We start from the raw sequence: 9,886 nt of genomic DNA, 5'->3' as shown, positions 1-9,886 counted from the left end.
GGCCTAGACGCGAAGGGCTTAACGTAGCACCCCCTGGTCATCCTTTAAGGGGTGAAATGCACTCCGCCAAAACTTTTCCTCGTGCCTCAAAAAACTTTTGTCTCCGCCCCTTTCCGGCTGCCTGCGGTGGAGCAACGTTGCCCTTTGCCGCGCACTAGACCCATACCGTTAGATGAATTTTCACCCTGAAGAGGATTGCAGCATGCACACACATAACGTCAACAGAAAAACCGCCACGACTACCCCACCCGAAAGATGGGAGCGAAGCGCTTTAGAAACTGCAATTGAGGAACAGAAATTGCTGCTTAGCAGGCTTTCAATGGTGTGGAGTCTTCGGTTGCCGGAGGAAATAGAGTTTAAAGAAATACGAATGCTCCTGAGGCAACTTGCCGAAAACGTGGTGCATGACGGTGTGGTTGATTGGTTTTGTCCCCGTCCTTTAGTCCGTTGGCCGATTGCCGACAGCTACGTGCAAGGGCAGCGAATTGCTGCGCGGATTTACGGTGCAATGGGTGTCGAGGCCGTTGCTTATGCACGCGAAGAATTGGCCGAAAACCTGAAGATCGGACAGTGGGAAAGAGAGCAGGAGTGTTTAGAAACCGAGAGCGCCGGCGCTTAAAACCGCGTCTAACACATTTAAATATTGAGGATAATACTATGCGTTTAGCATCCCGCTTTGGTGCCAAAAATCAGATCCGCCGCGACCGCCCGCTGACAAATGAAGAGCTGGCCAGCGTCGTCCCGAGCGTCTTTTCTGAAGAAAAACACGATTCCCGCAGTGGCCGCTATACCTATATTCCCACCATCCAGCTGCTCGACAGCCTGCGCAAAGAAGGCTTTCAGCCGTTCTTTGCCTGTCAGACCCGCGTAAGGGATGAGGGCCGGAAAGGTCACACCAAACACATGCTGCGGCTGCGCCGCGAGCACCAAATCACCGGCACCGAAGTGCCGGAAATTGTCCTGCTTAATTCGCACGACGGCAGCAGCAGCTACCAGATGCTGCCCGGTATTTTCCGCTTTATTTGTTCGAACGGGCTGATGTGCGGTGACGTATTTGGCGAGGTGCGTGTCCCCCATAAAGGCGACGTGACAGGGCAGGTTATTCAGGGGGCGTATGAGGTGCTCGGCATCTTTGACAAGGTCGATGAGCACATGAATATCATGAAAGATATTCCCCTCAGCCGCGACGAACAAGACCTGTTCGCCCAGGCTGCGCTGATGTATCGCTACGGGGAAGAGGATAAAAAAATACCGGTTACCCCGGCGAGTGTATTAATGCCCCGCCGCCGCGAAGACTGCCAGAATGATTTATGGATGACCTTTCAGCGGGTGCAGGAAAATATGATAAGAGGCGGCTTAACCGGTCGCAGTGAAAAAGGGAAACGCACGACAACGCGCGCGATAAACGGTATTGACGGCGACGTGAAATTAAACAGGGCGCTGTGGATGATTGCCGAACAATTTAAAAAGATGAAGTCGTAACGCTCTTTAATTCTATTCGGGAGATTTTTCACTCTCCCTGTGCATAAGGTCAGCGACATGGAAAAATTAACGGCATGACATGCAGTACGGCGCATATATCGCCGGACGACGGTGATATTTTATCGCAATACGTCAGCGAAAAATTCCCCTGGGTATTCGACACCGGCTATGGCTATATTTTAATGCTGCGGGAATACCGGTATCCGCTATTGAAATTAAAAGAGATGGGCATTTCAAAACCCGTGAGGAAACTGGTGTTCCGTATGCAAAAGCAGCATGACATCGGGATGATCTGTTTTGACCCGGACGCGGTTCGCCTGGACGGGTACGACGTTTTTGAGTGGTAGCAAATAAACCTGACCGGCGTTAGCGAAAAACGCCGGTCATTATGCTTTCATTTTCATATGACCCTTCCACATTATTCCCCACCTTCCTTATCGATATTCTTAACCATTACCCGGAAAATGTCAGGTGGCGTTATTTTGTGCTGGTTTCCGTGGATATATTGGCGGGTGGCGTTGACCTGGCCAGGAGCGGATTTTTGTCACCCTGTGCGTGTTGATTATTTTGAATCATTTGTGTCGCCAGCAGGATGCGATATATATTTTTAATAAGCCCGGCATAGGCGCGTCGCTGCACAATGAGCTTCGGTGACGGACCAGTGTTATACATCCCGACGCTGTCCCAGTTTTTACCGTAAGCCCGGAAGTTGTGCGCAAGCACCCAGGCACCGGTGTAAATACAGGTACAGGGTTCTTTCAGTAACCGCTCACGGGTAATATCAAATTTCCGCAGCGCCGGATAATGTGAGCTGTTTATCTGCATGCCGCAGACGTCTTCCGAATGATGTGCGCTGTGATTATTGATTGCATCCATTCTCAGCCGTGACTCTTGTATTGATATTGCCGTCAGCAGCAGCGGATCAATGCCGTAATCGCGTCCCGCTTTCGTAAAACACATTTCCTGGCTGGCCTGGGCGGAAAACACCGCCGCCAGCGTGAACAGGGCGAGCCATTTCATTATTTAATATTCCCCAGGAATGCGCCGGATAAGCGCTGCATGATTTCTGGCGAAAATACGCTTTCACCTTACCCGATGCAAGATAATTAGTTACAGGCGCGCACAGGGCGCTCTGGTGACGCTTTTACGCTGCCGAACGGAATTAAATAAATCAACAGAGCAGGGATATTTCACAAGCCGCTTTTTCTTACAGATTTACATCACACCCCACGCAAGATTTCATCTTGCTGTTTTGTGGTTTAAATTCAGCATGTTACCTGTATTTTTTAATGTAATTTTGCCAGTATGAACGAAAAGGTGTGTGGATTAGCACACTTTGCAGTGCCGGATTGTGTGTTAGCGTAGTGCCGGATTGTGTGTCAGTACAGTGCTGCATTGTGTGGGGTTGCAGTGCCGTTTAGTGTGGCAATCCGGCACTGCAACCGGCACTGTATGATGTGTTAATTGTGTGTATCCATTATAATCAATAATTTAATTATCATCTAATTGTGTGTGGTGCCGGATTGACACACACAAAAACAGAACGAAGTGCCTAATTAACACACATCAAAATAGGGCGAGGTGCCGGATTAACACACACAAAGCACAGCATAGCGCCTAATCAACACACATCAAAACAGGGTTTAGTGCCGGATTAACACACATGAAATCATTCCACAGTGCCGGATTAACACACCTGCGATAACCAGGGTAAGGTGATTCCACAGTGCCGTATTGACACACACTGAATTTCGGCAGAATAATGACCCCCAGCAGAATAACACTTTCCGCTTTCACCTACCCAGCGGGATAGCGTAAATAACTAAAAATAAAACGAACATCGGCGGTAATAAATACCCGCCGGACGCACAGGAAAAGAGAGATGACCAGACGCAATATTTACTTCAAAGAAAAAACCGAAAGGGAAGTGCTGGAACTGGTGCAGATTGAGATACAAAACGGGGCCACGCACGGTGACGTGAACTTTTCTTCCGTGGTAAATGAACTGGTTAACATCGGGTTAATGGTTAAAAAACACCAGGGAGAAGGAAATAGCTTTGACCAGGAAGGCTTTAACAAGGATTTAATGCGAAAAGTCTCAGGAACCCGTGAGGGTATCAGTATCATGATGGCCATGCTGTCGGAGATGTATTTGCATTCACGGGGTGAAAACAGCAATGAAAAACTTGAGGAACTGCTGGACAGAAACCTGTCAGGAATGAGTTCCGCCGAGGACAGGGCGGAAACAAAACATTTCGTCGATAAAGAATCCCACGAATAACCAACAGGCCGGGCATATCGCCCGGCATTTTTCCATTAAAAATCTAAGATCCCAATCCGTTATTTTCGTTACTCGCCAGCGGGTTTTCCGCCACCGCCACCTTCGACACGATAAACTCATCAAACAGCAGGGCAAGCGAGCGCAGGCGCTGTATTTCCTCATTTTCCGGCAGCTGCTGCTCCGTTAAATAATTGAGCGACCCGAGCAGGCGCTGGACTATTTCCTGATTCATGCTGCGCCGGTTAAACCGGGCGCTGATTTCCATGTCCTTTTTTAAATTCACCGGAAAACTGCTGCTGAAGCGGCGCATAGTGCCCGGTGAGAACTGGCGTTTTCCGTCAACCACCGGCGCTTCCCTGGCATATTTCTCACGCAATACATCCAGGCGCGACTGAATAAACTCATCAAACAACCGGGCTAGCGCTAATAACCGCTCACCTTCCTCGGTTTTAATCACCGGCTTCTTCGGCGTGAAATGCAGTGACTGTACCAACCGGCTGACCACCTCATCGTTCATGCTCACGCCGCGAACGCGGGCGGCAATGCGCAATTCCAGCAGCAAGTTATCGGGCGCCCAGAGCACGCGGTAGCGCACTTCGCCCAGCGTATATTTTCTCGGGCGGCCACGCCGCTCGTATATCTTCTCTTTCACTTTCATATTTTTGTGCCTGATTGAAATAACACAGGAAATGAGAGTGTGAGCCTACTATCGGAGAAAGGTAAGAAAAATCTTAGAAACAGAAAAAAACGTGATTTACATCACATTTTTTTTTTTTTTGACTCAATGTAAGATAGGCGGGCGTTACGTTCGTTTACGCACGCTGACATTTTTATTACTCATATCGAGGTTTTTCATAATGAAATCAGTCATCACCGAACCCGGTATTTCCGGGGGCCTAGCGGTAGCTTTGTCTGAAGACGAAAATAAACGTCAGAAGGGACTTATCGGCTACCTGAATACAAACTTGAGACTTTTTTATTTCCGCCGTATTAAACGTTTAATTCCGCAGTCTCCCGCCGCCCAGCGCAGTCTTATTTATTTTACGCTGGCTCTCGCCATTATTGTTTTCCCCCACCTTGTCCGGGCGACGGATTTAATGGCTAACCAGAAAACGGACGCCAGTGATACGTTCGGTCATAACTCCACGGTGGAATGGGCGTTATATGTCGCTGAAATTATCGTGTCGGTGGTGGGATTTATTAAAACCCGCAACCCGATGATATTTAGTGGCCTCATTATTCTCATGATTATTACCCGCGCTTTCTTCGCCCTCATCGGTTAATTCCCGCCTATGGAAGACCAGGACTCGTTGAAATATCGATTCCCGGAAACCCTCAATCATCAAAAACGCCTTGCCGGCCTGCCACCTGAGGAAGCCTTTGTGCTTTTCGCTTGCGGGGTGACGGGATTTTTTTGCGACATGTTGTTCGTGATGCTGGGCGTGGGTGCCGTGCTCTGGCTGATTATCCGACACCTTAAAAAAGGGCAGGGCACATGGTGGCTCCTGAACCTTCTTTACTGGTATCTGCCAACGGTACTTTTCCGGGTGCAGTTCAGGCGGGTGCCTGATTCAGGCAACCGTCACTGGATGCAGTAACGTACGCGCCACTTTCGGGTGGCGCTTTTTCCTACGGGAAGGACAAAACGATGAAGTATCAAGTCAAAGAAACGCGCAACCGGGTGACAGTCATCGTCATTGCTGCGCTCGCTTTGCTCCTTGGCCTCAGCATTGTGGCTAACGGTATTATCGGGGGGCTGGCCTGGCATTTTTATACCACGCAAAAAACCATCACCACCCCGATGATGTTCGACAAGTCATTCACCTCCGACGCCTCACAGGGGGATGCCGCGCTCAACAGCATGCTGGTGCGCTCCTTTATTAACTTACGACTGAGTGTTACCCCGGACACCGTCGACAGCCAGCATGCGGCACTGCTGCGCTGGGTGCCAGCGGAAGACCGCTCTGCGCTGAAAAAGGCGCTGGCCATAGAGGCGGATTACATCAAGAAGAACGGGATTTCTACCGTATTCCGCATTGATGACCAGTTTATCGATACCGCCACCGGCGATATCACCGTCAGCGGGCTGCTCTCGGCGAGCACCTCCAACGGCAGCCTGAAGTTAGATATTCCCGACGTGCATAAAGCCTACCGGCTGAGCGTCAAATATGTGGACGGCATCATCCGTCTGACCGCCTTCCCCGAAGTGCAGCTTCCTCCATCCGTCTCAAAACAGCATCAGGGATAACCGCATGAAAGCACGACTGCTCGCCGCGTTCGTCGCCGGCCTCTGCCTCGCACCTGCTGCGATGGCCGACGTCAGCGGCCCTGCCGGCACCGTATTTGAAAACGACGCGCATCTCAAGGCGCAGCTGAGCAACACCAGCCCGAACAAGATAGTCATTGAAGGGGAACTCATTACCCGCGTCACCGGCCCCGACGGGGCGTTTACTCAGGAGAACACCGAAGACGGGGCGCTGCTCATTACGCCGCTGACCGGCCAGAACTTTACGCTCTTTCTGGAAACGGCCAGCGGCATCGGGGCTTCAGTGGATGTGACCCCAAAACCGGGCAGCGGACATACCCTGCATCTTATTCCGGCCTCGGCCCCTCATAAGGACAACCCGGACGCCAAAGCCTGGGAGGAAAGTCAGCCCTGGGAAAAAACGCTGGTGAGCGTAGCCCGCACGGTGGTTAACGGCGGGGTGCCGGACAGTTATACCGAAGCCAAAGCCGCACGCGGGCCGGCTTACAACCCGATGCCCGGCGTGCTGCTGACGCCGGAACGCCAGCTGGTGGGGTCACACCTGCTGGTGATGCGTTATCGCATGAAGAATACCGGCTACATCACCCGCGCCCTGTCAGAGCGGCAGTTCTTTCAGCAGGGCGTCCGGGCGGTGATGTTGTCCACCCATAACCTCTACGCCAGCGGCGAAGGCTATGTGTGGGTTATCTTCTCAACGGACTCCGGGAGCGGCGTATGAGCAACATCAACACCACCACCCGGCGCAATCAGTGGGTGATGACCGGCGTGTGCATCGCCGTGATGCTCGGCATCGGCGGCGGGGTCTGGGCTTACCAGCATCATCAGGCGGCGCTGAAAACCCCGGCGAAACAGCAGGCCGCCGACATGACCGGCGGCGTGGTCACCAGTTCCTTCACGGACAACGTGGCCACTTCAGCCCTGACCCAGCAGCAGAACAAAACCTCCGCGCTGGAAAACAGCGTAAACCAGCTTAAAACCGACCAGCAGCAGCAAAATGAGGCGCTAAAACAGCAGCTGGCGAAAATCATGGACGCCATGAGCAAGCTGCAAACGCAGCCTGCGGCGGCACCGGTCGCCAGTGCGCCCGCAACACCGGCCCCAACCGGCCCCGGCATGAGTGCCAACGGACCGGTGGCCACGGGGCCGGCCAGTACGGCGCAGTGGAATGTCACCACCCCGAACGGCGGCCCGACACCCGGACAGGGAAACGCCTTTTATCCGGGACAGGGGCAGGGCAGCGGTTTTTACCCCGGAACCGGTTCGGGACGGCTGGGGGGCATGACCAGCAAAACCTTCAGCTACGCCTCGCAGCAGGCGAAGAAACCCAAACTGCCGTGGATACCTTCCGGCTCCTTCTCGGAGGCCGTGATGATTGAGGGCGCTGACGCCAACGCCAGCGTGACCGGTCAGCAAAATACGTCACCGGTGGTGATAACGCTTTTGGGCGATGTCTCCATGCCCAACGGCAAGACCTACAACATGGACCAGTGTCGCGTCACCGGCGAAATGTACGGGGATATCTCCAGCGAACGCGGGGAAGTCAGGACAAAGAACATCAGCTGCATCATGACTAACGGCAAGCACATTGATATGCCGTTTGACGGACATGTCTCCTTCATGGGTAAGGAAGGTATCCGGGGAAAACCGGTGATGCGTAACGGCCAGATTATCCTCAACGCCGGCGCAGCCGGTTTGCTCTCCGGGTTCGGGGAGGGCATCAAATCCGCTGCCACGCCTTCTGTCGGTCTGGGGGCCACGGCGTCAGTCGGCGGGGGCGATATTTTCCGCCAGGGCATTGGTGGCGGGGCGAGCAAGGCCGCCGACACGCTCAGTCAGTACTATATTAAGCGCGCCGAACAGTACCATGCGGTCATTGATATCGGGGCCGGTAACCGCGTGACCGTGGTCTTCCAGCAGGGCTTCAGGCTGGAAACCATCGAAGACGCCGAAGCGGATAAGGACAAAAAGGCCGGGGCACAGGCGACCGTACAGCAGGCCGCCAGCAACACCGCCACGCAGGCTACCAACGTGACCCGCGCGGCGGTGCTGAATCCTGATGAGGTTCTGCGTCAGGCCAGCCAGCTCAAGCTGGGCGACACCATTAACTGACAGGGGGGAAGAAGATGGAACACTGGTACGTGGCACAGACGCAGTATGCACAGGAAAAACGCGCTCAGCAGCATCTGGGCAATCAGGGGGTGACCTGCTTTCTGCCACTCTATACCGCACAGGTGCTCAGCAGCGGGCAGATAAAAGCCGTAACCCCACAGGCGCTCTTTCCCGGCTACCTCTTTGTGCGTTTTGATCCGGAAATCATTCACACCACCACCATCAAAAGCACCCGAGGGGTGTCGTCATTAATCAGCTTCGGCGGCCTGCCGTCAGCGGTGCCCGATGCGGTGGTGGAGCGTCTGAAATCTCATGACTGCCTGTCGCCTGCGCCGGACGCACCGGTGCACGGTGACCGGGTGGAAGTACTCAGCGGGGTATTTGAAGGGCTTGAGGCGGTCTGGCTTGAACCCGATGGTACCAAACGCGCGATGCTGATGCTGACGCTGATGAACCAGGAAATGCGGGTGCCGGTCAGCGGACGCCGGGCACCCGATACCATTCGGGTCCGGGTGCTGGGACGGGGAGCGGCGGCATGACAGACAAACGTGAAGGGGGAGGGGCATCCCCCGCGCAGGGAGAAGTGCAGTTGCAGCTCCTGCGAAAGATAACGCGGGCGGCAGGGGCCTGGTATGACGGTCGACCGACAGACCCCTGGCTCCACGGCATGAAAGTGGCCTGTGTGGGCGGTGGAATTTTCTGCGGCCTCGCCAGCCTGTTTATGTCAGGCAGCGTGGGATTCCGGGTACTCTGGGCGCTGTACCAGATGCAACTGGTCGCCACGCTGGCTCTGTACCTCTTCCGCCGCCGGCACCCCATCCCCCGTCACTGGGAAGACGTCATTGCCGCTGACCTTGAGCGTTATGTGCCGGTCAACATCGACGGCTTCCGCATGCTGCAGTGGCATATGGCTGACGCCGGCCAGATAACGAAGATAGTGCTGGTGAAGTGGCTGGAGGCGGAGAGTCTGGCTACCGGACTGATCAGCCCGCCTGAAGAGTGGCCATTTACCGCCCGCGAGTTTCCGGGGCATCTGGAGGAGGAGCGTGATGAACGTGGTGAAAAACCGTGAAGACCACATCCGGCTGTGTGCGTTAAAGGTCCGCTACCGCCAGGCGTGGATACGGCAGGCATCCTCCTGTGAGCTGGCGGCACTGCTCAGCGACATTGAAAAACTGGAAAGTGCCCCACCGGCTGACGCCGGAAACGTGACACCGCCCATCTGCGTTAGTCACTCCCAAGGGTGAAATTCATGTTGTCTATTTTCGCTAATAAAAGGATGCATTGTTTTTACCCGTTACAGAGCCGGGAAAGTTGACTACGGGTGTATTGAGATAAAGGGTAATTCATTCTTAATATAAGGTGATAAACATATGTTTCTTTTAATCGTGTTTAGTATTTTAATTTTTACCATTTTATATTTTATCCAAAGTGGAGGCATGCAGAAACTCCACGCTTGCCTGAGCCGGTTCAGCAACCCTTACCGCCTTTACCACGGGTTAATCATGGTAGCGTGCTCGATACTCTATCGGGCTACGCTAGGCGCGTCGCCCGCTGAGATGGGTACTGGAACGGCGGCAAATCTTGCCACCAACCTGTACAAAATGCAGGACGGGTTAAACCTGTTGATGTTGTGGGGTGGCATGGGCCTTATTTTGTACGCGTTTATCAGCAAATTAACGCCCTTTATTATGCATCGATATAAATATAAAAAATGATATTTAGTCTATTTCTTTTCGGTGCTGTTA

Annotated in this window: 15 protein-coding genes; 13 read left to right on the top strand and 2 right to left on the bottom strand. The window is 53.4% G+C overall.

Translation table 11 applies throughout. The annotated features are described in order from the left end of the window. Positions 1 to 202 precede the first annotated feature (202 nt). The 3 genes from CWS43_RS26265 (at position 203) to CWS43_RS26255 (ending at position 1,829) form a co-directional block, all read left to right on the top strand. Positions 203 to 619 carry a hypothetical protein gene (locus CWS43_RS26265; protein ID WP_101080098.1) on the top strand — a complete coding sequence of 139 codons (417 nt, stop codon included), beginning with the start codon at positions 203 to 205 and terminating at the stop codon, positions 617 to 619. Between the two features lie 38 nt (positions 620 to 657). Further along, positions 658 to 1,482 (top strand): DUF932 domain-containing protein, encoded by an 825-nt coding sequence (locus CWS43_RS26260; protein ID WP_101080097.1) that lies wholly within the window; start codon positions 658 to 660, stop codon positions 1,480 to 1,482. Positions 1,483 to 1,556: 74 nt separating this feature from the next. After that, positions 1,557 to 1,829 (top strand): DUF5983 family protein, encoded by a 273-nt coding sequence (locus tag CWS43_RS26255; protein ID WP_101080096.1) that lies wholly within the window; start codon positions 1,557 to 1,559, stop codon positions 1,827 to 1,829. Between the two features lie 130 nt (positions 1,830 to 1,959). Here the strand turns inward: CWS43_RS26255 and CWS43_RS26250 are convergent, their stop codons facing one another. Further along, a complete protein-coding gene (locus tag CWS43_RS26250; protein ID WP_101080095.1) occupies positions 1,960 to 2,502 on the bottom strand; it encodes a lytic transglycosylase domain-containing protein in 543 nt (180 codons plus the stop codon). An 862-nt stretch (positions 2,503 to 3,364) separates the two neighbouring features. Between CWS43_RS26250 and CWS43_RS26245 the strand changes: the two genes are divergently transcribed. Then, positions 3,365 to 3,763 carry a relaxosome protein TraM gene (locus CWS43_RS26245; RefSeq protein WP_101080094.1) on the top strand — a complete coding sequence of 133 codons (399 nt, stop codon included), beginning with the start codon at positions 3,365 to 3,367 and terminating at the stop codon, positions 3,761 to 3,763. 43 nt (positions 3,764 to 3,806) lie between these two features. Here the strand turns inward: CWS43_RS26245 and CWS43_RS26240 are convergent, their stop codons facing one another. Continuing rightward, positions 3,807 to 4,421 carry an Arc family DNA-binding protein gene (locus CWS43_RS26240; protein WP_101080093.1) on the bottom strand — a complete coding sequence of 205 codons (615 nt, stop codon included), beginning with the start codon at positions 4,419 to 4,421 and terminating at the stop codon, positions 3,807 to 3,809. Between the two features lie 199 nt (positions 4,422 to 4,620). Here CWS43_RS26240 and CWS43_RS26235 point away from each other — a divergent pair, with 199 nt between their 5' ends. From CWS43_RS26235 to CWS43_RS26195, 9 genes are all read left to right on the top strand, one after another. Next, complete coding sequence (locus tag CWS43_RS26235) at positions 4,621 to 5,046, top strand: type IV conjugative transfer system pilin TraA (RefSeq protein ID WP_101080092.1); 426 nt, start codon at positions 4,621 to 4,623, stop codon at positions 5,044 to 5,046. A 9-nt stretch (positions 5,047 to 5,055) separates the two neighbouring features. Further along, the gene (gene traL, locus CWS43_RS26230) at positions 5,056 to 5,361 is read left to right on the top strand and encodes a type IV conjugative transfer system protein TraL (protein ID WP_101080091.1); all 306 of its coding nucleotides are present in this window, start codon (positions 5,056 to 5,058) and stop codon (positions 5,359 to 5,361) included. Between the two features lie 50 nt (positions 5,362 to 5,411). Further along, a complete protein-coding gene (locus tag CWS43_RS26225) occupies positions 5,412 to 6,011 on the top strand; it encodes a TraE/TraK family type IV conjugative transfer system protein (protein WP_101080090.1) in 600 nt (199 codons plus the stop codon). 4 nt (positions 6,012 to 6,015) lie between these two features. Beyond that, entirely contained in the window at positions 6,016 to 6,747 is a 732-nt protein-coding gene (gene traK, locus CWS43_RS26220; RefSeq protein WP_101080089.1) for an F-type conjugal transfer protein TraK, read from the top strand. Next, positions 6,744 to 8,138, top strand: a complete 1,395-nt coding sequence (gene traB / locus CWS43_RS26215) for an F-type conjugal transfer pilus assembly protein TraB (protein ID WP_101080088.1) — start codon at positions 6,744 to 6,746, stop codon at positions 8,136 to 8,138. Before traK ends, traB begins: the two co-directional genes overlap by 4 nt. A 14-nt stretch (positions 8,139 to 8,152) precedes the next feature. Continuing rightward, the gene (gene rfaH / locus CWS43_RS26210; protein ID WP_101080087.1) at positions 8,153 to 8,677 is read left to right on the top strand and encodes a transcription/translation regulatory transformer protein RfaH; all 525 of its coding nucleotides are present in this window, start codon (positions 8,153 to 8,155) and stop codon (positions 8,675 to 8,677) included. Then, positions 8,674 to 9,210: a hypothetical protein gene (locus CWS43_RS26205; RefSeq protein ID WP_157825443.1), complete on the top strand. Its 537-nt coding sequence runs from the start codon at positions 8,674 to 8,676 to the stop codon at positions 9,208 to 9,210. The genes rfaH and CWS43_RS26205 overlap by 4 nt, the downstream gene beginning before the upstream one ends. Next, on the top strand, positions 9,188 to 9,385 hold the full coding sequence (locus CWS43_RS26200) for a hypothetical protein (protein ID WP_198555934.1): 198 nt from the start codon (positions 9,188 to 9,190) through the stop codon (positions 9,383 to 9,385). The genes CWS43_RS26205 and CWS43_RS26200 overlap by 23 nt, the downstream gene beginning before the upstream one ends. A gap of 126 nt (positions 9,386 to 9,511) precedes the next feature. Then, the gene (locus CWS43_RS26195) at positions 9,512 to 9,856 is read left to right on the top strand and encodes a hypothetical protein (RefSeq protein ID WP_101080085.1); all 345 of its coding nucleotides are present in this window, start codon (positions 9,512 to 9,514) and stop codon (positions 9,854 to 9,856) included. Positions 9,857 to 9,886: the final 30 nt, after the last annotated feature.

Source organism: Rahnella sp. AA (assembly GCF_002834385.1).
Lineage (GTDB): Bacteria > Pseudomonadota > Gammaproteobacteria > Enterobacterales > Enterobacteriaceae > Rahnella.
This window is presented reverse-complemented; position numbering and strand designations above follow the sequence as displayed.

What these genes read in the sequence shown, in the direction of transcription:
- rfaH (WP_101080087.1), top strand. Translation starts at nt 8,153, where the DNA reads ATGGAACACTGGTACGTGGCACAGACGCAGTATGCACAGGAAAAACGC.
- CWS43_RS26200 (WP_198555934.1), top strand. Translation starts at nt 9,188, where the DNA reads ATGAACGTGGTGAAAAACCGTGAAGACCACATCCGGCTGTGTGCGTTA.
- CWS43_RS26195 (WP_101080085.1), top strand. Translation starts at nt 9,512, where the DNA reads ATGTTTCTTTTAATCGTGTTTAGTATTTTAATTTTTACCATTTTATAT.
- traK (WP_101080089.1), top strand. Translation starts at nt 6,016, where the DNA reads ATGAAAGCACGACTGCTCGCCGCGTTCGTCGCCGGCCTCTGCCTCGCA.
- traB (WP_101080088.1), top strand. Translation starts at nt 6,744, where the DNA reads ATGAGCAACATCAACACCACCACCCGGCGCAATCAGTGGGTGATGACC.
- traL (WP_101080091.1), top strand. Translation starts at nt 5,056, where the DNA reads ATGGAAGACCAGGACTCGTTGAAATATCGATTCCCGGAAACCCTCAAT.
- CWS43_RS26225 (WP_101080090.1), top strand. Translation starts at nt 5,412, where the DNA reads ATGAAGTATCAAGTCAAAGAAACGCGCAACCGGGTGACAGTCATCGTC.
- CWS43_RS26235 (WP_101080092.1), top strand. Translation starts at nt 4,621, where the DNA reads ATGAAATCAGTCATCACCGAACCCGGTATTTCCGGGGGCCTAGCGGTA.
- CWS43_RS26205 (WP_157825443.1), top strand. Translation starts at nt 8,674, where the DNA reads ATGACAGACAAACGTGAAGGGGGAGGGGCATCCCCCGCGCAGGGAGAA.
- CWS43_RS26260 (WP_101080097.1), top strand. Translation starts at nt 658, where the DNA reads ATGCGTTTAGCATCCCGCTTTGGTGCCAAAAATCAGATCCGCCGCGAC.
- CWS43_RS26240 (WP_101080093.1), bottom strand. Translation starts at nt 4,421, where the DNA reads ATGAAAGTGAAAGAGAAGATATACGAGCGGCGTGGCCGCCCGAGAAAA.
- CWS43_RS26245 (WP_101080094.1), top strand. Translation starts at nt 3,365, where the DNA reads ATGACCAGACGCAATATTTACTTCAAAGAAAAAACCGAAAGGGAAGTG.
- CWS43_RS26265 (WP_101080098.1), top strand. Translation starts at nt 203, where the DNA reads ATGCACACACATAACGTCAACAGAAAAACCGCCACGACTACCCCACCC.
- CWS43_RS26250 (WP_101080095.1), bottom strand. Translation starts at nt 2,502, where the DNA reads ATGAAATGGCTCGCCCTGTTCACGCTGGCGGCGGTGTTTTCCGCCCAG.
- CWS43_RS26255 (WP_101080096.1), top strand. Translation starts at nt 1,557, where the DNA reads ATGACATGCAGTACGGCGCATATATCGCCGGACGACGGTGATATTTTA.